The 21269-nt window shown below is 74.0% G+C and carries 20 protein-coding genes; 15 read left to right on the forward strand and 5 right to left on the reverse strand.

What is annotated here, in order from left to right; translation table 11 throughout:
• The first annotated feature begins 1 nt into the window (after position 1).
• Positions 2 to 1285 carry a nucleotide sugar dehydrogenase gene (locus ABD419_RS16300; protein WP_344488228.1) on the forward strand — a complete coding sequence of 428 codons (1284 nt, stop codon included), beginning with the start codon at positions 2 to 4 and terminating at the stop codon, positions 1283 to 1285.
• A gap of 58 nt (positions 1286 to 1343) precedes the next feature.
• On the opposite strand, the gene ABD419_RS16305 is transcribed toward ABD419_RS16300, so the two are convergent.
• Complete coding sequence (locus tag ABD419_RS16305) at positions 1344 to 1934, reverse strand: acyltransferase (RefSeq protein ID WP_344488230.1); 591 nt, start codon at positions 1932 to 1934, stop codon at positions 1344 to 1346.
• A 236-nt stretch (positions 1935 to 2170) separates the two neighbouring features.
• On the opposite strand from ABD419_RS16305, the gene ABD419_RS16310 reads away from it, so the two are divergent.
• The 14 genes from ABD419_RS16310 to ABD419_RS16375 all read left to right on the forward strand — a co-directional run bounded on the left by ABD419_RS16310 (position 2171) and on the right by ABD419_RS16375 (position 15218).
• Positions 2171 to 3388 carry a glycosyltransferase gene (locus ABD419_RS16310; RefSeq protein WP_344488232.1) on the forward strand — a complete coding sequence of 406 codons (1218 nt, stop codon included), beginning with the start codon at positions 2171 to 2173 and terminating at the stop codon, positions 3386 to 3388.
• Positions 3385 to 3921: a hypothetical protein gene (locus tag ABD419_RS16315; RefSeq protein ID WP_344488234.1), complete on the forward strand. Its 537-nt coding sequence runs from the start codon at positions 3385 to 3387 to the stop codon at positions 3919 to 3921. Before ABD419_RS16310 ends, ABD419_RS16315 begins: the two co-directional genes overlap by 4 nt.
• Complete coding sequence (locus ABD419_RS16320; protein ID WP_344488236.1) at positions 3914 to 5236, forward strand: glycosyltransferase; 1323 nt, start codon at positions 3914 to 3916, stop codon at positions 5234 to 5236. The genes ABD419_RS16315 and ABD419_RS16320 overlap by 8 nt, the downstream gene beginning before the upstream one ends.
• A 4-nt stretch (positions 5237 to 5240) precedes the next feature.
• Positions 5241 to 5870, forward strand: coding sequence for a hypothetical protein (locus ABD419_RS16325; RefSeq protein ID WP_344488238.1), 630 nt, complete (start codon positions 5241 to 5243; stop codon positions 5868 to 5870).
• Positions 5871 to 6014: 144 nt separating this feature from the next.
• Positions 6015 to 7496 carry a glycosyltransferase family 4 protein gene (locus ABD419_RS16330; protein ID WP_344488240.1) on the forward strand — a complete coding sequence of 494 codons (1482 nt, stop codon included), beginning with the start codon at positions 6015 to 6017 and terminating at the stop codon, positions 7494 to 7496.
• Positions 7497 to 7515: 19 nt separating this feature from the next.
• Positions 7516 to 8724, forward strand: coding sequence for a glycosyltransferase (locus ABD419_RS16335; RefSeq protein WP_344488242.1), 1209 nt, complete (start codon positions 7516 to 7518; stop codon positions 8722 to 8724).
• Complete coding sequence (locus tag ABD419_RS16340; protein WP_344488244.1) at positions 8721 to 9257, forward strand: hypothetical protein; 537 nt, start codon at positions 8721 to 8723, stop codon at positions 9255 to 9257. Before ABD419_RS16335 ends, ABD419_RS16340 begins: the two co-directional genes overlap by 4 nt.
• Positions 9250 to 10572, forward strand: coding sequence for a glycosyltransferase (locus ABD419_RS16345; protein WP_344488246.1), 1323 nt, complete (start codon positions 9250 to 9252; stop codon positions 10570 to 10572). Before ABD419_RS16340 ends, ABD419_RS16345 begins: the two co-directional genes overlap by 8 nt.
• A gap of 5 nt (positions 10573 to 10577) precedes the next feature.
• The gene (locus tag ABD419_RS16350; RefSeq protein ID WP_344488247.1) at positions 10578 to 11216 is read left to right on the forward strand and encodes a hypothetical protein; all 639 of its coding nucleotides are present in this window, start codon (positions 10578 to 10580) and stop codon (positions 11214 to 11216) included.
• Positions 11217 to 11365: 149 nt separating this feature from the next.
• Positions 11366 to 12286 (forward strand): proline dehydrogenase family protein, encoded by a 921-nt coding sequence (locus ABD419_RS16355; protein ID WP_344488249.1) that lies wholly within the window; start codon positions 11366 to 11368, stop codon positions 12284 to 12286.
• 134 nt (positions 12287 to 12420) lie between these two features.
• The gene (locus ABD419_RS16360; RefSeq protein WP_344488251.1) at positions 12421 to 14205 is read left to right on the forward strand and encodes a hypothetical protein; all 1785 of its coding nucleotides are present in this window, start codon (positions 12421 to 12423) and stop codon (positions 14203 to 14205) included.
• 203 nt (positions 14206 to 14408) lie between these two features.
• The gene (locus ABD419_RS16365) at positions 14409 to 14612 is read left to right on the forward strand and encodes a helix-turn-helix domain-containing protein (RefSeq protein ID WP_091031906.1); all 204 of its coding nucleotides are present in this window, start codon (positions 14409 to 14411) and stop codon (positions 14610 to 14612) included.
• Between the two features lie 145 nt (positions 14613 to 14757).
• Positions 14758 to 14859, forward strand: a complete 102-nt coding sequence (locus ABD419_RS16370; RefSeq protein WP_081687713.1) for a 30S ribosomal protein bS22 — start codon at positions 14758 to 14760, stop codon at positions 14857 to 14859.
• 44 nt (positions 14860 to 14903) lie between these two features.
• On the forward strand, positions 14904 to 15218 hold the full coding sequence (locus tag ABD419_RS16375; protein WP_344488256.1) for a DUF2516 family protein: 315 nt from the start codon (positions 14904 to 14906) through the stop codon (positions 15216 to 15218).
• 76 nt (positions 15219 to 15294) lie between these two features.
• On the opposite strand, the gene htpX is transcribed toward ABD419_RS16375, so the two are convergent.
• From htpX to ABD419_RS16395, 4 genes are all read right to left on the reverse strand, one after another.
• Positions 15295 to 16155 (reverse strand): zinc metalloprotease HtpX, encoded by an 861-nt coding sequence (htpX, locus tag ABD419_RS16380; RefSeq protein ID WP_344488258.1) that lies wholly within the window; start codon positions 16153 to 16155, stop codon positions 15295 to 15297.
• A 74-nt stretch (positions 16156 to 16229) separates the two neighbouring features.
• Entirely contained in the window at positions 16230 to 17807 is a 1578-nt protein-coding gene (locus tag ABD419_RS16385; protein ID WP_344488260.1) for a proton-conducting transporter transmembrane domain-containing protein, read from the reverse strand.
• Entirely contained in the window at positions 17807 to 19537 is a 1731-nt protein-coding gene (locus ABD419_RS16390) for a complex I subunit 4 family protein (RefSeq protein WP_344488268.1), read from the reverse strand. Before ABD419_RS16390 ends, ABD419_RS16385 begins: the two co-directional genes overlap by 1 nt.
• The coding region (locus ABD419_RS16395; RefSeq protein WP_344488262.1) for an NADH-quinone oxidoreductase subunit 5 family protein at positions 19537 to 21269 on the reverse strand (1733 nt) is incomplete at its 5' end. The genes ABD419_RS16395 and ABD419_RS16390, both read right to left, overlap by 1 nt.

The following is a 21269-nucleotide window of genomic DNA, read 5'->3' on the forward strand; positions in this document are numbered from 1 at the left end:
CATGAGAGTCTCTGTCGTCGCATTGGGCAAGATCGGGCTGCCGCTGGCGGTCCAGTTCGCCGCGAAGGGCCACGAGGTCGTCGGCGCCGACGTGAACGCGAAGGTCGTCCAGGCCGTCAACGACGGCGTGGAGCCCTTCCCCGGCGAGCACCTCCTCGGCGAGAAGCTGAAGGAGGTCGTGGCCTCGGGGCACCTGCGGGCCACCACCGACACCGCCGCGGCCGTCGCCGAGTCCGAGGCCGTCGTCATCGTCGTGCCGCTGTTCGTGGACGCCGAGGGCGTCCCGGACTTCGGGTGGATGGACGCCGCCACGCAGGCGGTCGCCAAGGGCCTCAAGCCGGGCACGCTCGTCTCCTACGAGACGACGCTGCCGGTGGGCACCACCCGTGAGCGGTGGGCGCCGATGCTGGAGGCCGGTTCGGGCCTCACCGCCGGGGAGGACTTCCACCTGGTGTTCAGCCCCGAGCGGGTGCTGACCGGGCGGGTCTTCGCGGACCTGCGCCGCTACCCGAAGCTCGTCGGCGGGATCGACGAGGCCTCCGCCGAGGCGGGCGTGCGCTTCTACGAGGCCGTGCTCGACTTCGACGAGCGCGACGACCTGCCGCGCGCGAACGGCGTGTGGGACCTCGGGTCGGCCGAGGCCTCGGAGATGGCGAAGCTCGCCGAGACCACGTACCGGGACGTCAACATCGGCCTCGCGAACCAGTTCGCGCGCTTCGCCGACCGGCGGGGCCTGGACGTCATGAAGGTCATCGAGGCCTGCAACTCGCAGCCGTACAGCCACATCCACCGCCCGGGCATCGCCGTGGGCGGGCACTGCATCCCGATCTACCCGCAGATGTACCTGTGGAACGACCCGGAGGCGACCGTGGTCCGCGCGGCCCGCGCCGCGAACGCGGCCATGCCGTCGTACGCCGCGGACGTCCTCGCGGCCGCCGCGGGCGACCTCGACGGCGTCTCGGTGCTGGTCCTGGGCGCGGCCTACCGCGGCGGGGTCAAGGAGACGGCGTTCTCCGGCGTGTTCCCGCTGGTGGAGTCGCTCAAGGCGAAGGGCGCCGCGGTGTACGTGAGCGACCCGATGTACACGAACGAGGAGCTGGAGGCCGAGGGGCTCACCGCGCACCGCGGCGAGACCGTCACGGCCGCGGTCGTGCAGGCCGACCACGCCGAGTACCGCACGCTGTCCCCGGCGGACCTGCCGGAGGTCGCGGTGCTCCTCGACGGGCGCCGCGTCACGGACCCGGCCGCCTGGGAGGGCCGCCGCCACATCGTGCTCGGCCAGTAGACGAACGACGGCGGCGCCCGCCCGGTCCGAGGACCGGGCGGGCGCCGCCGCGTGTCGGTCAGGCGAGTTCGAGGCCGCCGGCGGGCTCGCGGTACCGCTCGCCGGTGGCGGGGCACTCCCAGAGGCCGTCGCCGGCCTCCTTCAGGCGCTCGCCGGAGCGGCCGACCCAGCCCGCCCGCCGGGCGGGCACGCCCATGACGAGCGCGTGGTCGGGGACGTCCTTGGTGACGACGGCGCCCGCGGCGACCATCGCCCACCGCCCGATGCGGACGGGCGCGACGCAGACGGCGCGGGCCCCGATCGAGGCGCCCTCGGCGATGTCGACGCCGACGGCCTCCCAGTCGGAGGCGCCCTTGCGGCCGCCGTCGACGCCCACCGCGCGCGGGTTGTGGTCGTTGGTGAGGACCACGGCCGGGCCGATGAACACGCCGTCGGCGAGGCGCGCGGGCTCGTACACGAGCGCGTAGTTCTGGACCTTCACGTTGTCGCCGAGCCGCACGCCGGTGCCGATGTACGCCCCGCGCCCGATGACGCAGCCCTCGCCGAGGCGGGCGCCCTCGCGAATCTGCGCGAGCTCCCACACGCTGGTGCCGTCGCCGACGACGGCGCTCTCGTCGACCTGGGCCGTCGGTTGAATCCGGTATGCCATCGCTCGCCTTCGCGTCCGTCCTGTGAACCTGCGCCTCGATCATACGGAGGGCCCCTCGCGGCCCGGGCGCGCCGGGACCCGACGTTCGGGAGGGCGTCCGGGTTGCACGATGTGCGCAAGCCTTGCGAAACCGGGCCGACATGCGAATATAAGGCGGAGTTCATGTAACCTCCGTATGTGCCGCCGCGGCCTCCGCCCGACTGCCGCGGCCCCGGACCAGGAGACGCGAGACAGCAGTGACACAGGCTCAGGAGCGACACGTCGCGGTGCTCACGCCGTGGTACCCCGACGCGCAGATCCCCTTCGCGGGCGCGTTCGTGGAGTCCATGGCGGCGGCCGTCGCGCCCGGACTCGACCGCCTCGACGTGTTCCACACCGACGAGTGGATCGTCAACGCCTCCGCCGAGCGGCGCGAGCGCATCTGGGACGTCCAGTCCGGGCTGCTGCCCCGGTCCGTCCCGCCGGTGAAGACCGTCGCCGGGGCCCGCCTCCACCGCGTCCCGGTCATCCTCCCCAAGTCCAAGTGGCGCGACTTCGCCGAGCGGGCCGAGCACCACGCCCACTGGCTGTCCGCGGCCCTCGGCGGGCAGCCGCTCGAGGCGCCCGTGATCCACGCGCACGTGCCGATCTACAGCGCCTGGGCCGCGCTGCAGAACTGCCGCCCCGACGCGCAGGTCTTCGCGACCGAGCACGCCTCGTTCCTGGTGAAGATCCTCCGCCAGCCGCGCGCCCGCGCCATGTACGACGAGATCCTCCACCGGCTCGCCGGGTTCTTCGTCGTCGGCGACGTCCTCCACGACGTCGTCGCCGGGACGTTCCCGCACCACGCCGACAAGATCCGGTACATCGCCAACCCCATCGACTTCTCCTCCCGCCGCGAGCGCCCGCCGGCGGCCCTGCGCCGCTGGCTCTCCGTCGCCTCCTTCAAGGCCGGGAAGCGCCACGACCACCTGCTGCGCGCGTTCGCGGCCTGCCGCGCCGACGACCCGTCCCTGACGCTGACCCTCGCCGGGGACGGCGTGCTCCGCCCCGAGATCGAGGCGCTCTGCGACGAGCTCGGCGTCCGCGACGCCGTGACGTTCCTCGGGATCGTCCAGCCGTCCGAGGTCCCCGGGATCATGGCCGCGCACGACCTGCTCGTCCACCCGAGCGCCTTCGAGACGTTCGGGGTGGTCGCCGTCGAGGCGCTCGCCGCCGGCATCCCGGTGCTCATCACCCGCTGCGGCGGCCCCGAACTGGTCCTCGACGGCATCGAGGACGCCGCGGGCGTCATGATCGACGTCGTCGACGACCCGCAGGCGCTCGCCGACGGCTACCGGCTGCTCTGCGAGCGCTATCCGATGAAGACCGACCTGGAACGGGCCCGCGAGCACCTGCGTTCGAAGTACGGTTATGAGGCCATCGGCACGCAGTACCACCGGATCTGGTTCGGAGAGAACGGAGCCGAGCGATGAACGTCCTGTTCGTGGCGCCTTCCGGCGCCCGGGCGAAAGCCCTCGCCACCGAGACCCGCCGCGCGGTCGACGCCGGCCACCGGGTCCTCCTGGTCGCCGAGGGCGAGTCCAAGCTCGACGGCCACGAGCTCGACGGCCGCGTCCAGACGCACTGGATCGGGTCGTCGCGCCTGTCGTACACCGAGCCGCGGGCCACCCGCCTGTTCCGGCGGCGGCTCCCGCTCGCGGTCCTGCGCCGCGTCGGCCGCGGGCCGCTGCGCGCGCGGGCCCGCCGGGCCGCGAAGGACTGGCGCGAGCGCGTCGTCGCGCCGCTCGACGCCGAGCAGAAGACCCGCACGCAGCGCATGCGCCGCGACCGCCGCGACGCGGTCGTCCGCGAGCAGGTGCAGGGCTGGGCCCCCGACTGGGTCGTGCTCCACGAGCCGCTCGCGGTCGAGGCCGTCGCCGGCTTCCTGCCCGCGCTCATCGCCGAGCGCCCCGCGCTGCGCACCACGTACGCCTTCGAAGAACTGTGGGACGAGACCGATGGCTGAGCGCCGACCACGCCTCCTGTACCTGGCCTTCTTCTTTCCGCCGTCGCGGGCCAGCGGGGTCTTCCGCGCCCGCGCGACCGCGAACTACTTCGTCGAGCAGGGCTGGGACGTGACCGTCCTGCGCGGCCCCGACCGGTTCTTCGACGAGATCACCGGCGCCCGCGACGACGCGATGACCGACACCGTCGACCCGCGCGTCGAGGTCGCGGCCCCGGAGATGGACTACTTCCGGTGGGAGACCGACGTCCGCGAGTACGGCCGCTTCCGCGGGAACTTCCCGGGCGCGGCCCGCGCGTGGTTCAACTGGAAGCAGGAGCACGTCTTCCCCGACAAGTACCAGGGCTGGGGGACCGCCGCGCTCCGCGAGGGCCTGCGCCGCCACCGCAAGGACCCGTTCGACCTCATCGTCGCCACCGGGAACCCGTTCGCGTCCTTCGGGTCCGCGTGGGCGCTGTCGAAGCTGATGCGCCGCCCGTTCGTCGTCGACTACCGCGACTCGTGGACGCTCGACCAGTTCAAGAACGCCGACATGTTCCCGCCCGAGCACCCGGCGTGGAAGTGGGAGCGGCGCATCCTCCGCTCGGCCGCCGCGTCGCTGCACGTCAACGACGCCATGCGCGCCTGGCACGCGGGCAAGTACCCGGAGGCCGCCGACCGCATGCAGGTCGTCCTCAACGGGTGGGACCCCGACGTGGTCTCCGACGAGCAGTCCTCGCCCGACGAGGACCGGCCGCTGTCGTTCTCGTTCGTGGGGACCCTCACGCACGTGCAGCCGATCGGCTCGCTCCTGGAGGCGTACCGCCTCATGACCGAGCGCGGCGACCACGCGGGCGCGCAGCTGGACTTCTACGGCCACATCGGGTTCTTCGCGAAGACCGAGGCCGACCTCAAGGCCGACCTCGGCCTCGACAAGGAACTCCCGGGCGTCACCGTCCGCGGCCCGGTCCCCAAGCCCGCCATCGCGACCGCGTACGCCGCCAGCGACGTCCTCGTGTTCATGACCGGCGGCTCGAAGTACGTGACGACCGGGAAGGTCTTCGAGTACATGGCGACCGGCAAGCCCATCGTGTCCGTGCACGAGAAAGGCTGCGCCGCGGAGGAGCTGCTGCGGGGCTACCCGCTGTGGTTCGAGCCCGCGAGCCTCGACCCCGAGGACGTCGCCGCCGCGATGGCCGACGCCGGGGACGCCGCCCGCAAGTCCGACCCCGACACGGCCGCGCGCGCCCGCGCGTACGCCCAGTCGTTCACCAGGTACGCCGCGCTCGCCCCGTTCGAGCAGTGGTCCCGCGACCTCGTCGCGAAGCGGAAGGGCTGACGCCGTGGACACGATCGAACGCGACCTGACGGCCACCCGCCGCGAGGTCGCCGTCGTCTTCAAGAAGGGCGTCCTCCCGCGCGTCAACGCCTACCTGCGCGAGGTGGCCCCCCGCGGCGTCGAGGTCACCGTCCTCGTCGCCAACGGGCCCGGCTGGCGCAAGGCCGAGAAGGTCGACGGCCGCGCCGAGGTCCTCAGCATCGGGCGGCGCGAGAACCGCCAGCCCGGCGTGTGGATCTACATGATGGTCGTCGAGCGCGCCCCGCGCGCCGTCCTCAAGCGCCTGGAGCACCGCCTGCCCGGCAAGGCCGGCCGCGCCGCCGGCCGCGCCCGCGGCATCCACCGCAAGGCCGCCGCGAAGATCCGCAAGTACGTGTTCTGGCCGGTCTACCGGCCGCTGCGCCCGCAGGCGCTGCGCCGGATCGCGGGCCGCCGCGTGGAGGCCCTCGGCCTCGACCGGGTCGACCGCGTGTGCATCGTCGACGAGGGCGCCGTCCCCTTCGGATGGATGCTCGCCAACCGGTACCCGGACCTCGAGGTGACGCGCCTGCTCGACAAGTCGCGCCACGAGGACCTCCCGGTCACCGGGCCGACGGCCGCGCCCGAGGTCCGCGCGCCGTACACGCGCATCTGAGCCGCCGCAGGCGAACAGCCGCCGAACACCAGGACGCTACCGGCCCAACGCTAGGGAAACGCCAGGTGAAGCAGTTCGTCTCGTACGATGTGCCCGCCGGGGACCCCGTTGGCCCGGCAGTCGTACGGTGAACTCGGAGGAACGATGGCGGAGCACCCCCGGCGGATCGTGATGCTCGTGCAGAACGGCGTCACGGGAGACTCGCGCGTCCAGAAGGAGGCCGAGTCCGCCGCCGCTGCCGGCTACGAGGTGGTCTTGCTCGGCGCGTCCCCCACCGGGAAGGCCCAGGAGTGGGCCGTCGGCGGCGCGACCGTCCGCCTCGTGCCCGTCGACCGCGTCTTCGACCGCCGCCGCCACGAGGCCCGCCGCGGCTGGCTCCGCTCCCCGCTCGCCTACCCGCCCGGGCCCCTCGCCGCCTACCGGCACCGGCAGGCCCGCGCCTGGCGCGCCGACCTCGACACCGCCCGCGCCGGCGGCGCCTCCCCGCTCGCCCTCGCCCCCCGCGAGGCCGCGTACCGCGCCTTCTGGGGCTGGACGGGCTTGCGCCGCAAGGCGACCCGCAGGCTCGAGGCCGACCGGGCCGCCGCCGCGAGCGGCGTCGACCGCCTCGCCGCGAGGTTCTGGAAGGCGGCCCTGGGCGACCGCGCCTGGCGCCGCCTCGACCCGGCCCTGTGGGACCTCGAACTCTCCTTCGGGCCCGTCGTCGACGAGCTGCGACCGGACCTCGTCCACGCCAACGACTTCCAGATGCTCGGCGTCGGCGCCCGCGCGAAGCTGCGCGCGGCGGCCGCGGGCCGGGACGTGAAGCTGGTGTGGGACGCCCACGAGTACCTGCCCGGCATGAAGTCCTGGAAGGACCACCCGTGGTGGAAGGACGCGCAGCTCGGCCACGAGCGCGAGTTCGCGCCGCACGCCGACGCCGTCGTCACCGTCTCCGGCACCCTCGCCGAGATGCTCCGCGAGCGCCACCGCCTCCCGGCCCTCCCCGAGGTCGTCATGAACGTCCCCGACACCGGCGGCACCGCCGAGACCCCCGAGCCGGGCCTGCGCGAGCGCTGCGGCATCGGCCCCGGCACCCCCCTCATGGTCTACAGCGGCGCGCCGCTGGAGCAGCGCGGCCTCCACATCCTCGTCGAGGCCCTGCCCGCGCTGCCCGGCGTCCACGCCGCGCTCGTCGTCTCCTACCCGCACTGGCGGTACGTGCAGCGCACCCAGGCGCGCGCCGCCGAGCTCGGCGTCGCCGACCGCGTGCACGTCCTCTCGTACGTGCCGCACCGGCAGGTCGTCCCCTTCCTCGCCGAGGCCGACCTCGGCGTGATCCCCATCCACCACTGGGGGAACCACGAGATCTCCCTCATCACCAAGTTCTTCGAGTACTCCCACGCGCGCATCCCGATCGTCGTCTCCGACGTGAAGACGATGTCGGAGCTGGTGCACCGCACCGGGCAGGGCGAGGTCTTCACCGCCGAGGACACCGCCGACTTCACGCGCGCGGTGCGGAGCGTGCTCGACGACCCCGAGGCGTACCGCAAGGCGTACGCCGAGCGGGTCCCGCTCGGCGACTGGACCTGGGACGCCCAGGCGAAGCGGCTCACCGACCTCTACGAGCGCCTCCTCGGCGCCTGAGAAAGGACGACCGGACACAGTGAACGCAGACCGGCACGTGGCGGTGGTGACGCCCTGGTACCCCGACCCGCAGGTGACGTACGCGGGGGCGTTCGTCAGGGCCCAGGTGGAGGCCGTCTCCGGCGGCTGCGCGGAACTGGAGGTGTACCACCTGAAGAGCTGGCCTGTCGGCGCCCCCGGCGCGCCGCTCGACGCCGCCCCGGCGGTCCTCGACCTCCACGCGCGGCTCCTCGCCCGCTCCGACGCGCCGCTGGCGACCGCGGGCGGCGCGGTCCTGCACCGGGTCCCGACGCTCACCCCGCGCGACCCCGAGTGGATCACCCACTCCGACGCGTCCGCCCGCTGGCTGCGGACCTTCCTCGGCGGCGCCCCCCTCAAGGCCCCGATCGTCCACGCGCACGTGCCGATCACCGGCGGCTGGGCCGCGCTCGAGAACGCCGCGCCCGGCGCCCGCGTCTACCTGACCGAGCACTCCTCGTTCCTCGCGCAGCTGCTGGAGCAGCCCGCCGCCCGCGCCCGCTACGAGGAGGTCCTCGACCGCGCCGACGGGTTCTTCGTCGTCGGCGAGCCGCTCCACGACCTCATCTCCGCCGAGTTCCCGCACCACGCCGCGAAACTCGAGTACATCGCCAACCCGATCGACTTCGGGGCCCCGCGCGCCGAGCCCCCGGCCGCGCTGCGCCGCTGGCTGTCGGTCGCGGCCCTGAACGAGCGCAAGCGCATCGACTACCTCCTGGAGGCGTTCCGGCGCTGCCGCGAGCAGGACCCGGCGCTGCGGCTCACGCTCGCCGGCGACGGGAAGCTCCGCGCGAACCTGGAGGCGCTCGCCGCCGACCTCGGGCTCCTCGACTCGGTCGAGTTCCTCGGGTCCGTCGACCCCGCCGAGGTCCCGGGCCTCATGGCCTCCCACGACCTGTTCGTCCACACCAGCCGCCACGAGACGTTCGGCGTCGTCGTGGTCGAGGCCCTCGCCGCCGGGACCCCGGTCCTGGTGAGCCGCTGCGGCGGCTCCGACCAGGTCCTGCGCGGCATCGAGGACGAGGCGGGCCTGCTCTACGACGTCGACGACGACCCCGGCGTCCTCGTCGCCGCCTACGGGGAGCTGCGCGCGCGGCACCCCGGGCGGACCGACGTCGCCGCCGCGCGGGAGCACCTGCGCGCCAAGTACTCCTACGAGACCGTGGCCGCGCGCCACTTCGAGGTCTGGGACCGGAAGGAGCAAGGGTGAACGTCCTGTTCGTCGCCCCCCGGAGCGCCTGGCGGCAGGCGCTCGCCACCGAGACGCGGGCCGCGTGCGACGCCGGGCACCGCGTCCGCGTCGTCGCCGAGGAGCACCCGGACTGGGACCTCGCGCCGCTCGATCCGCGCGTCGAGGTCCGGTGGACCGGCGCGACGGCGGTGAGCGCGCCCGAGCCGGCGTTCGTCGCGCTCTCGCTGCGCCGCGTCCCGCTGGCGGTCCTGCGCCGCCTCGGCCGCGGCCCCCTGCGCGGGCCCGCGCAGCGTGCCTCCGGCTGGTGGCGCCGCACCGTCCTCGGCCCGCTCAAGCGCCGCCGCTGGCCCGAGACGCAGGCCCTGCGCGAGGCGCACCGCCGCGCGGCCGTCGCCGCCGCGGTCGCCGAGGGCGGCTTCGACTGGCTCGTCCTGCACGAGCCGCAGGCCGTGGAGCTCGGCGCCGACTGGCTCCCCGCGATCCTGGACGCCCGGCCCGGCCTCGTCACCACCTTCTCCTTCGAGCCCCGAGCGGAGGCCGCCGGTGTCTGAGCGCCCGCGCCTGCTGTACCTGGCGTACTACTTCCCGCCGTCCCGCGCCAGCGGGGTCTTCCGCGCCCGCGCGACCGCGAACCACTTCGTCGAGCAGGGCTGGGACGTGACCGTCCTGCGCGCCCCCGACCGGTTCTTCTACGAGTTCGTGGGCTCGGTCGACGAGGCCCTGAACGCGTCCGTCGACCCGCGCGTGGAGGTCCTCCAGCCGGAGATGGACTACTTCGCCTGGGACAACGACCTGCGCAACTACTCGTTCTGGCGCGGGAACTTCCCGGTCCTGGCGCAGAAGCGCTACCAGCGCCGCCTCGACCGGACCTTCCCCGAGCACTACGTCACCTGGGCCGAGAGCGCCGTCGCCACCGGGCGGCGGCTGCACCGCGAGCGCCCCTTCGACCTCGTGATCGCCACCGGCAACCCGTTCGCGTCCTTCTGGGCCGCATGGCAGCTGGAGCGCCGCACCAAGGTCCCGTTCGTCATCGACTACCGCGACTCGTGGACCCTCGACCAGTTCGAGAACGCCGACAAGTTCCCGCCCGGGCACGCCGCCTGGAAGTGGGAGGCCGAGATCCACCGCACCGCCGCCGCGGCGGTGCACGTCAACGACGCCCTGCGCGCCTGGCACGCCGCGAAGTACCCGGACGCCGCCGACCGGATGCAGGTGGTCCTCAACGGCTGGGACCCCGACATCATGGACGCCGAGGCGTTCGCCGCCGGCCCCGCCGAGGACCGGCCGCTGTCGTTCTCCTTCATCGGGACCCTCACGCACGTGCAGCCGATCGAGTCGCTCCTGGAGGGCTTCCGGCTCATGGGCGCCGCCGGCGCCCACCCCGGCGCGGGCCTCGACTTCTACGGCCACATCGGGTTCTTCTCCACCCAGGAGATGAAGCTGCGCGCCCAGCTCGGCCTCGACAAGGCGATCCCGGGCGTGGCCTACCGCGGCCCGGTCCCCAAGTCCGAGATCGCGACCGCGTACGCCGCCAGCGACGTCCTGGTGTTCCTCAACGGCGGCTCGAAGTACGTGACGACCGGGAAGGTCTTCGAGTACATGGCGACCGGCAAGCCCATCGTGTCCGTGCACGAGCAAGGCTGCGCCGCCGAAGAACTGCTGCGGGACTACCCGCTGTGGTTCGAGCCCGCGAGCCTCGACCCGGTCCACGTGGCCGCCGCGATGGCCGAGGCCGGGGACGCCGCCCGCAAGGCCGACCCCGGCACCGCCGCGCGCGCCCGCGCGTACGCCCGGTCCTTCACGCGCGAGGCGGCGCTCGCGCCGTTCGAGCGGTGGGCCCGCGACCTCGTCAGCAAGGGAAGGTGACCCCCGTGGACGCGACGACCGCGCCCCCCGCCCCCGACCGCGTCGTCGTGGTGGCCTTCAGGAAGGCCGCCGTCGCGCGGGTCAACGGCTACCTCGACTACCTGCTCTCCCGCGGCGTCCGGGTGACCGTGCTCGTCGGCGACGGCCAGGGCTGGAAGCAGGCCGACCGCTTCGACCCGCGCGCCGAGGTGCTGTCGCTGGCGCGCCGCGAGAACCGCCGGCCCTTCGTGTGGACGTACACGCTCCTGGTCGAGCGCGGCCCCGGCGGGGTCCTGCGCCGCGCCGCCCGGCTGCCCGGCCCCGCGGGCGGCGCCGGCCGCCGCCTGGTGCGCGCCCACGCCAAGGCGGTGCGCCTCATCCGCAAGTGGTTCTTCTGGCGCGGCTACAAGGCGGTGCGCGGCCACAGCCTCCGCCGCCTCGCCCTGCGCCGCCTGGAGCCGCTGCGCCTGGACGACGCGACACGGGTGGTCATCGCCGACACCGCGGCCGTCCCGTTCGGCTGGAGCCTCGCCCGCCGCCGGCCCGGACTCGAGGTGACGCGCGCGATGGACGTCAGCGCCTACGAGCCGCTCCCGGTCACCGACCCCGCCCCTGAACAGGGCTTCGACCTGAGTCCGGACCCGCGGGCCTACACCCAGCTGTGACACGCCCGCACGGCGAACCGAGGCCGCGGCCGTGCCCGACCTTGGAAGAGGAGAGTTCCTTCGCTTCGAGGGCTTGGTTTCCAATGTTGCGGCACACGTGTTATGCCACCGTGACCTGATCCCGCGATCCGGAAGGCTACGCTGCACTCATGCTGCGTTCTGTCATCCTCGCCGCTGCCAGGTCATCGAAGATCGAGCGGCTCGTCGGCACCGCGCCCGTGTCCCGGTCGCTCGTGCGCCGCTACGTCGCGGGCGAGACCACCGCCCACGCGATCGCCGCCACCCGCGCGCTCGCCGCCGACGGACTGCTCGCCACGCTCGACTACCTCGGCGAGGACACCGTCGTCGTCGAGCAGGCCGACGCGACCCGCGACGAGTACCTGAGCCTGCTCGCCGCGCTCAAGGGCGAGGGCCTGTCCAAGTCCGCGGAGGTCAGCGTCAAGCTCTCCGCGCTCGGCCAGCGCCTCGACGCCGACCTGGCCTACGACCGCGCCCGCGAGATCTGCGTCGCCGCCGCCGACGCCGGCACCACGGTCACCGTCGACATGGAGGACCACACGGTCACCGACTCCACCCTGGAGATCGTGCACCGCCTCCGCGAGGAGTTCGAGCTCACCGGCGCCGTCCTCCAGGCCTACCTGCGCCGCACCGAGGACGACTGCAAGACCCACGCCGTCCCCGACTCGCGCATCCGCCTCTGCAAGGGCGCCTACAAGGAGCCCGAGTCGGTCGCCTACCAGCGGAGCCTCGACGTCGACCGCTCCTACGTGCGCTGCATCAACGCCCTCATGGCCGGCGACGGCTACCCGATGCTCGCCACGCACGACCCGCGCCTCATCGAGATCGGCATCGACCGCGCCCGCTGGTACGACCGCGACAAGGACTCCTTCGAGTTCCAGATGCTCTACGGCATCCGCACCTCCGAGCAGCTGCGCCTCGCCGGCGAGGGCTACCGGATGCGCGTCTACGTGCCCTACGGCGACCAGTGGTACGGCTACCTCATGCGCCGCATGGCCGAGCGCCCCGCGAACCTCGCGGTGTTCCTCCGCTCACTGTGGACCAAGTCTTAGCGCACGCCCGTCCGGCCGGCGGCGGCGACCACCGCCACCGGCCGTTCTCACCTGCGCCGGGATCGGTGGACGCCCGGCGAGCGCCCGCTGTTCGCGGCTCGCGCGATGAGCGAGCGGCGACTACAGTTGCGAACGTGACTCAAGCCCCCGAGGACTTCCCCCCGGCATCCCACGAGCCTCCCGCCGCCGAGCCCGCGGGGGCCAACCCGCCCGGGCCCGCGCCGCTCGTGCCCGGCCAGCGCAGCGCCCCTGAAGCGCCCCGCGCCACCACTCCCGGGCCCGTCCTGCCGCAGGCCGAGGGGGCCGACCACGCCCTCCCGCAGCCCGCGCCCATGCCGCCGATGATCGAGCCCACGCAGCCGCCGTCGGCGCTCCCGGTCGACATGGCCGTCCCCGGCATGATGCACCCCGGCGCCCCGCAGGCCGCCCCGAGCGCGGCCCCGCCGCCCGGCTACGCCCGCCCCGGCGGCCACCCCGGCCACCCCGGCCACCCCGGGCAGGTCCCGCCCGGCGTCGGGCCCGGCCCGATCCCGGTCAGCGCCATGCCGCCCTGGCCCGGCGGACCCGCCGGGTACTACCAGCCGCGGCCCGAGCCCAAGCGGAACCACGCCGTCACGCTCCTGGTCGTCGTCGCCCTCGTCGCCTCCTCGGTGTTCGCCGGCGCGCTCGTCAACGGCTGGCGCCCCGGCTTCATCGAGGGCGACACCGGCGTCATCGAGGGCCTCGCCGTCGAGCCCGGCGAGGGCACCCTCCCCAGCCCCGGCCCCGACGCCAGCGCCTCCGAGATCCTCGCCTACCTCAAGGAGCAGGCCCAGCTCGTCCTCGACGCCCAGTCCGAGTCCCTCGTCAACGGCAGCGTCGAGGGCTGGCTCGCCGGGTACGATCCGACCCTGCACACCCAGATGACGGCCCGGTACGAGTCGCTCCACCAGATGCAGGTGTCCCGCTGGGACTACCAGATCGCCTCCGGCCCGGTCGAGGACGCGTCCGGCGCGGTCCCCCTGTACGACGTCTCCATCGCCCTGTCCTACTGCTTCGTCGAGCCCGCCGAGACCTGCAAGGCCGCCGACATCGTCTTCGACACGCGCTGGCGCGCCGACGACGCCGGGATGCGGATGATCGAGGTCTCGAACTCCGAGTTCGGCGAGGGCCCGCACCCGTGGGAGGTCACCGACCTCGTCGCCGCGGTCGGCGAGCGCACCGTCACCGCCGTCCCGGCCTCGATGGAGGCCCGCCTCGACGAGGCGCTGGCGATCTCCGAGGCCGCGGCCGAGAACGCCGACCAGTGGGCGTACTGGGAGAAGCCCGACCGGTACGTCATCTACATCGCCTCCGACGAGGAGTTCGACACCTGGTTCGGCGGCATGTGGGACTCCGAGGACGTCCTCGGGTTCGCCCTGCCGCTCAACGGGACCATCGACGGCGAGCGGCAGCCGTCGACGTACGCCACGGTCATGGGCGTCGACCGCACCGGCTGGGGCGACGGCCTCGTGTCGGTCATCCGCCACGAGCTCGGCCACGCCGTGACGCTGTGGGCCGCGCCGTCCGAGCGGTACGCCGACGACACCTGGTGGATGGTCGAGGGCGTCGCCGAGTACATCGACCACGGCGACCGCACGCTCGAGGAGTACGACCGCATGTGGGACGTGCGCGACTACGTGGCGCAGGGCGGCTGCGAGACCGACATCCTGCCGCCGGACGAGGACGACGACACGCTCGCGGGCTCGGGCAAGTACGGCTGCGGGTTCCTCGGCGTGCACTACATGATCGAGACCTACGGGGTCGACCTGTTCGCCGAGTTCTTCGGCATGACCGCGCGCGAGGGCGCCTCGGCGGTCGAGGCCGCGCAGACGGTCTACGGCAAGGACTACGCCGCGCTGATGGAGGAGATTACGGCATTCATTGCCCAGACGGTGTGAGATCGGGTGTTGCCGGGTGGCGCGGACTGCCGTAACATGAGCAACATCCCAATCGAAAGACATCAACGTCACGCTTCGTGACGACCGACTTGTTTCGGTTCATAGGGCATTCGCGTCCACCGCACCTCTAACACATCACACAACCCCACGTCCTTGCACAGGCAATAGTGCTCGCAACAGCCCTCGACAGAACGGTGAGACACATGAGCGAACCCGGGGACCTCCTCGACGAGGTCAAGTTCTTGACGGTGACGGAAGTGGCCGAGTTGATGCGCGTCTCGAAGATGACGGTGTACCGGCTCGTCCACAACGGTGAGATCGCGGCGGTGCGGGTGGGGCGCTCCTTCCGCGTCCCCGAGAGCGCCGTGAAGACCTACCTCTCCGAGGCCCTCCAGACGGACGAGTGATCCCGGGCCGTCGGCCCTGGCCCCGCCACGCGCGAGCTGTGACGGGGCCTTCGCTCGAACTCGCCCGGCGAGGGGGCCGCCGGGGGGACGGGCTAGGCTTGTCGGGCTCTAACTATCGTCTAGTCAACACCTGTGAGGAAGCTCTATGGGCTCGGTCATCAAGAAGCGGCGCAAGCGCATGGCGAAGAAGAAGCACCGCAAGCTGCTCCGCAAGACCCGCGTTCAGCGTCGCAAGCTCGGCAAGTAGCCGAGCCGACCGGGTTCCGAGCACCTGCGGGTAGGCTGGGCCACATGCCAGAGTTCGATGCCGTGTTCGCCTTCGACGTTCGAGGCGTGGTCTCGCAGATCATCGGATACGGGGCCGCGCTCCTGTCCCTGATCGCCGTCATCCACTGCGCGGTGCAGAAACCGGAGGCGTTCAACGCCGTCGGGACCCTCTCGAAGGGCACCTGGCTCGGGCTCCTCGTCGTGAGCCTCGTCCTGGCGCTCCTCTTCGGCGGCTACGCGCGCCTGAACCTGTTCGCTCTCGTCGCGATCGCGGCGGCGCTGGTGTACCTCCTGGACGTCCGCACGGGCATCAAAGACATCGGCGGCAGCATCTACTAGCGCGGCGAACGCCGGGGCGACTTCTGACTTGCGCGACCGCGCCAGCCACGGGCTGGCGCGGTCTTCGGCGTGCCCGCTAGCGGACGATCCCGCGGGCCATCTCGCGCAGGCGCGCGACGCGCTGCTCGGTCGGCGGGTGGGTCGAGAACAGGCTCGCGAGGCCGCCGCCGCGCAGCGGCGACTCGATCATGAGGTGCGACTGCTCGGCGATCCGGCTGTCGGCGCGGGCGGGCATCCGGTCGACGCCGGCGGAGATCTTCTCCAGGGCGCTCGCGAGCGCGAGCGGGTCGCCGGTGAGGCGGGCGCCGTCGGCGTCGGCCTCGTACTCGCGCGAGCGCGAGACGGCCATCTGGATCATCCCGGCCGCGATCGGGCCGAGGATCACCGTCAGCAGCATGACCAGCGGGTTCGGCCGGTTCCCGTCCGAGTTGCCGAGCGGGATGAAGATCGCGAGGTTCGCGAGCATCGTGATGATGCTGGCGAGCGCGCCGGCGACCGACGAGATGAGGATGTCGCGGTTGTAGACGTGCGACAGCTCGTGCCCGATGACGGCCCGCAGCTCGGCGGGGGTGAGCAGGCGCAGGATGCCCTCGGTGACGGCGACGGCCGCGTTGCCCGGGTTGCGGCCGGTCGCGAACGCGTTGGGCTGCATGGTCGGCGAGACGTACAGGCGCGGCATCGGCTGGCCGGCGCGCTGCGCGAGCTCGCGGACGGTGCCGTACAGCTGCGGCGCCTCCGCCTCGGTGACGGGCCGGGCCCGCATCGCGCGGAGCGCGATCTTGTCCGAGTTGAAGTAGGCGTAGGCGTTCATGCCGACGGCGATCACGGCGGCGATGACGACGCCGGTGGAGCCGCCGAAGGCGTAGCCGATGGCGATCACGATCGCCGACATCGCGCCGAGCAGGACGGCCGTCTTGAGGCCGTTGTGGTGCTTCATGGTGGTCGGGTTCCCCTCCTCGTGGGAGTTGCAACGTCCTGATCACACCCAGTATTTCTGCGGAACCTCCGGATTTACCGGGAAAGCGCGGTGAAGTCCAGCACCAGCTGGGGCGCGAGGGAGACCGCGAGGAGGGCGAGGCCCGCGAGGACGAGCGCGACCGCGTGCCGGCGCGGGGCCGGCCCGGCGCGGCCGGTGAGGACGGTCCGGGCGAGCGGCAGGTAGTAGGCGAGCCCGAGGACCGCCCCGGCCGCGACCACGACGGCGAGCCACACGGCCGACGAGGCGAGGACCTCGAGGACCGCGACCTTCGCGAACGTCCCGGCGAGCGCGGGCGGGAGCCCGGCGAGCCCGATGACGGCGAACAGCAGCACGGCCGCGGGCAGCGGCGCCGACTTCCACAGGCCCGTGAGCTCGGCGACCGCCCCGCCGGGGGAGCGGTGGCCGGCGTGCGACGCGGCCGCGCCGGGGCGGGCGGTGATCGCACCACGGGCGGCGTCCGCGTCGATCGCTGCATCAGTCGAAATCGGGGCATCAGTCTTCAAAACGGACCCTTGGGGACCCCCCGATGCCAAGTCTGCCCGGGGGGTCCGACGCCCGTCGGACGCGAACAGTGCTCCGGTCTCGGGGCGGACGGCCGTCAGGGCCGCGAAGGCGCCCGCCTCCAGGAGCACGAAGAACACCGCGTACGCGAACGCGGCGGAGGCGGCGGCCCCGGCGTGCTCGCGTCCCGCGGCGGTGGCGACGACGGCGAGCGGGGCGAGCGCGTACCCGGCGTGGGCGATCCCGGACCAGGCCAGCAGCGGCACCGTGCGGCGCTGCACGAGCGCGCCGAGGTTCCCGACCGCGATCGACGCGACGCTGAGCACCGCGACCGCCACCCCGGCGCTCGCGGTCCCGGAGAGTCCGAAGTGGACGACCCAGGTGACGGCGACGGCGCCGCCGAGCTTGGAGGCGCTCGCGAGGTACGCGGCGACCGGGAGCGGGGCGCGGTCGAGGACGAGCGGGGCCCAGGCGTGGAGGGGCGCGGCCGCGAGTTTGAACGCGAGCCCGGCGAGGAGGAGGGCGGCCCCGGCGGCGGTGAGGCCCGGGTCGGCTGCGGGGAGGGCCGCGGCGAGGCCGTCGAGGTGCACGGTCCCGGTGGCGGCGTACAGGAGCGCTGAGCCCATCAGAGCGGTCGCGGAGGCGGTGACGGAGGCGATGAGGAACACGGTGCCCGCTTCGGCGCCGTCGCGGCCGGGGCGGGCGACGAGGACGTACAGGGGGAGCGTGAGGGTCTCGACGGCGACGGTGAGGGTGATGAGGTCGCGGGCTCCGGCGAGCGCCACGCCGCTCGCGGCGGAGGCGGTGAGGAGGAACCAGTACTCGCCGGCCTGGCGTCCGCTCAGGGCGGCGACGAGGACCGCGAGGGCGGCGAAGAGGGCGGCGGCGCCCATGGCGGCGTCGTCGGCGACATAGGAGTGCCAGTCGCCGACGGCGAACGTCGCCCGGTCGGGCCCGAGGCCGACCCACACGGCGGCGGCCGCGGCCGCGGCGAGGCCGGTCATGCTCGCGCCCTTGGCGAAGCGGCCCGCGAACAGCGCGAGGACCGCGGCGGCGGCCGCGAGGTAGAGCGGCAGCATCGCCGCGTGGTCGATCGCCTGGACCCGCATCAGAGCAGCCCTTCCGAGAACAGGGTCAGCAGCGGACCGGGGACGAGTCCGAGGAGGAGCGTCCCGGCCACGAGCGGGGCCCAGACCGCGGCCTCGGCGGCGGAGACGTCGCCGACGCCGATGACGGCGGGCGCGACCGGGCCGTGGCTGACGCGCCTGAGCATCCGCAGCAGGTACGCGGCGGCGAGGAACGCGCCGAACGCCGCGGCCGCGGCGGGCACGAGCCAGGCGCCGCCGCGTTCGGCGGCCGCGTACACGGTGAACGCCTCGCCCCAGAACCCGGCGAGGCCGGGCAGGCCGAGGGAGGCGAGGGCGGCGAAGCCGAGGAGCCCGGCGAGCGCGGGCGCGGCGAGGCGGAGCCCGCCGAGGGCGCCGAGGCTGCCGGTGTGGGTGCGGGCCTTGAGCGCCCCGGCGAGGAAGAACAGGAGGGGCGTGACGAGGCCGTGCGCGAGGTTCCCGAACAGGGCGGCGCGGATCCCGGCCTCGGTGCCGGCGGCGAACGCGAGGACCACGAACCCCATGTGGCCCACGGACGAGTACGCGATGAGCCGCTTGAGCTCGGGGAGGCGCAGGCACACGAGGCCCGCGACGAGGATGCCGAGGGAGGCGAGGACGGCGAGCACGGGCGCGGCGGTCTCCGCCCCGTCGGGCGCGAGGCCCCCGGCGACCCGGATGAGGCCGTACGTGCCGAGTTTGAGGAGCACGCCCGCGAGGAGGACGGAGCCGACGGTGGGCGCGGCGGTGTGGGCGTCGGGGAGCCACGAGTGGAGCGGCCACAGGGGGGCCTTGACGGCGAAGCCGAGCGCGAGGAGCGCGAAGACGAGGAGCGAGGCGTCGTCGTCCACGCCGCCGCCGACGATGATCGCGCCGAGGTCGGCGGTGCCGGTGTCGGCGATCGCGACGAACAGGCCGGTCGCCATGAGGAGCGACCCGGCGACGGTGAACAGCGCGAACTTCGCGGCGGCCCGCCGCCGCGCGGCGGGGTCGCCGAAGCGGTGGATGATCGCCCACATCGGCAGCAGGACCGCTTCGAACGCGATGAAGAACAGCACCAGGTTGTCGGCGAGGAACACGAGCGTCGCGGCGGCCTGCACGGCGAGCAGCAGCGCGGTGAGGGTCGGCGACTGCCACCGGTCCCCGTCGCTCCCTTCGCCGCCGGCGCCGGAGGGCACGCCGTGGACGGGCGCCGCCGCCGGGAGAGGGCCCCCGGTCTCGACGCTACCGGGGGGATCCTGAACGGGACCTGAAGCGCCGTCGCCCGGGGGCGCACCGCCTCCGGCGGGCACCCCGGCGGCCCGGCGCGCGGCCGGGGAAGGGCCCCCGGTCTCGAAGCTACCCGCGGGGACCTGAAGGGAGGCTGAAGCGGCCCGGTCGGCGCCGAGGAGGTCGGCGGCGCGCTGCTCCGCGCCGACCGCGTTGTGGACGCAGCACAGGACGCCGAGGAGGGCGGTGAGGAGCGCGAGGGTCCAGGACACGCCGTCGACCGCGAGCGAGAACTCCAGGTGCAGCGACGGTGCCCACTCGACCGAGACCTGGTGCCACCACGCCCCGCTGAGCTTCCCGCCCGCGGACACCCAGGCCCCGCTGCCGCGCTCCAGCGGCAGCAGCGCCACCGCCGCGAACCCGAGCGCCGCCGCCCCCGCCCCGATCCAGTGCACGGACGGCCGCCGCCGCAGCCCCCACACCGCGAACGCCCCGGCGGCGGGCAGCGCCGCGGCGAGCACCAGCATCACGTCCACAGGCCCACTCCGATCGCGACCGCCGCGACGACGAGCGTGCCCGCCGCACTCAGGCGCAGGTAGGTCACCAGGCCGCCCCGGTGCCCGGCCGCCGTCTCCTCGGCCGCCGCGAGTGCCGCCCGCGCCGAGCCCTCGACCGCGGTGCGGTCCACCAGGCGCACGTCGAGCGCCGTCGCCGCGCTGCTCGCCGCGGCCGCGGCCCCGCGAGTCGCCTTGGCGGCCAAGCGCTCGCCGTACAGGCCCTCCGCGAACGCGCCCCGCGCGCGGCCCAGGATCCGGGCCGGGTCCCGGTCGGCGACCGGTTCGCCCGCGCGGCGCCCCGGCCGGTCGCGCCACCACGAGTCCGCGACGACCGCGAACCCGCCGAGCGCCGCCAGCAGCAGCAGCGCCATCAGGTCCAGATGGAGCGCGGGCACGTCGAACGGCCCCGCGTAGTACAGCGCCCCGACGGCGACCGTCGCGATCGTCAACGCCCACAGGCTGAACGACTCCGCGCGCGGCACCGCCGGGCGCGCCTCCGCGCCCGCGCCTCGCCAGAACACCAGCAGCCACAGCCGGGCCGCGTACGCCGCCGTCAGGATGCTCGCCCCGACCCCGGCCCAGAACACGACCACCCCCGCCGGCGTCCCCGCCTCGTAGGCCGCGCTGAGCACCGCCTCCTTGGAGTAGAACCCGCCCAGCGGCGGCAGCCCCGCCATCGCCGCGAGCCCGATCGTCACGGCCCAGAACACGAGCCGCGAATCGCCCGGCCGCAGCCGGGTCCGCGCCAGCGACCCGTCGGTGCCCGCCAAAGCGATCACCACGCCCGCGGTGAGGAACAGCAGGCCCTTGAACGCCGCGTGCGCGACCAGGTGGAACAGCGCCGCGTCCCCGGCGGCGACCGCCACGGCCGCGAACATGAACCCGACCTGGCTCACCGTCGACCACGCGAGCACGCCCTTGACGTCGCGCGCCGCGAGCGCGCACAGGCCCGCGCCGACCATCGTCACCGCCGCCACGACCGCCACGACCAGGAGCAGCCGCGGCGGCCACACCGGCAGCAGCCGGGTGAGCACGTACGCGCCGGCCGCGACCATCGTGGCGGCGTGGATGAGCGCGCTCACCGGGGTCGGGCCGGCCATCGCCGGGGGCAGCCAGATCTGGAGCGGGAACTGCGCCGACTTCCCGATGCAGCCGAACAGGATCAGCAGCATCGCCGCGGCGGCCGCGCCCTCGGGCACGTCCGCGAGGGCGCCGATGCGGAACGTCCCGGCCGCGGCCCCGATCACCATGACGCCGAGGACGAACGCGACGTCGCCGAACCGGGTCGCCAGGAACGCCTTCGCGGCCGCGCCCGGCGCCTGCGGGAGCGTCGCGTAGTGGGCGATGAGCAGGTACGAGCAGGCGCCCATGACCTCCCAGCCGACGAGGAGGAGCACCAGGTCGTCGGCGGCGACCACGACGAGCATCGCGGCGCAGAACAGGTTCACCTGGGCGGCGAAGGGCGCGTAGCGCGGGTCGTCGCGCAGGTACGCGGACGAGTAGAGCTGCACCAGGAACGACACGAACGCGGTCGCGAGCGCGACGGCGCACGCCCCGGGGGAGAGGTCGAGGGCGGCCGCGACCTCGACGGTCCCGAAGTCCGCGAGCGTGTAGGAGGTCCGCGGGTTCGCGGTCGAGGCGGCGGCCGCGCACGCGAGCGCCGCGGCCGGGCCCGCGAAGGCGAGGGCGGCGGCCGCCGCCC

The organism is Glycomyces endophyticus, assembly GCF_039531525.1.
GTDB lineage: Bacteria > Actinomycetota > Actinomycetes > Mycobacteriales > Micromonosporaceae > Glycomyces > Glycomyces endophyticus.

Coding starts and splice junctions, on each gene's coding strand:
- ABD419_RS16300 (WP_344488228.1), top strand. CDS start 2: ATGAGAGTCTCTGTCGTCGCATTGGGCAAGATCGGGCTGCCGCTGGCG.
- ABD419_RS16305 (WP_344488230.1), bottom strand. CDS start 1,934: ATGGCATACCGGATTCAACCGACGGCCCAGGTCGACGAGAGCGCCGTC.
- ABD419_RS16315 (WP_344488234.1), top strand. CDS start 3,385: ATGAACGTCCTGTTCGTGGCGCCTTCCGGCGCCCGGGCGAAAGCCCTC.
- ABD419_RS16320 (WP_344488236.1), top strand. CDS start 3,914: ATGGCTGAGCGCCGACCACGCCTCCTGTACCTGGCCTTCTTCTTTCCG.
- ABD419_RS16330 (WP_344488240.1), top strand. CDS start 6,015: ATGGCGGAGCACCCCCGGCGGATCGTGATGCTCGTGCAGAACGGCGTC.
- ABD419_RS16355 (WP_344488249.1), top strand. CDS start 11,366: ATGCTGCGTTCTGTCATCCTCGCCGCTGCCAGGTCATCGAAGATCGAG.
- ABD419_RS16365 (WP_091031906.1), top strand. CDS start 14,409: ATGAGCGAACCCGGGGACCTCCTCGACGAGGTCAAGTTCTTGACGGTG.
- ABD419_RS16370 (WP_081687713.1), top strand. CDS start 14,758: ATGGGCTCGGTCATCAAGAAGCGGCGCAAGCGCATGGCGAAGAAGAAG.
- ABD419_RS16375 (WP_344488256.1), top strand. CDS start 14,904: ATGCCAGAGTTCGATGCCGTGTTCGCCTTCGACGTTCGAGGCGTGGTC.
- htpX (WP_344488258.1), bottom strand. CDS start 16,155: ATGAAGCACCACAACGGCCTCAAGACGGCCGTCCTGCTCGGCGCGATG.
- ABD419_RS16385 (WP_344488260.1), bottom strand. CDS start 17,807: ATGCGGGTCCAGGCGATCGACCACGCGGCGATGCTGCCGCTCTACCTC.
- ABD419_RS16390 (WP_344488268.1), bottom strand. CDS start 19,537: ATGCTGGTGCTCGCCGCGGCGCTGCCCGCCGCCGGGGCGTTCGCGGTG.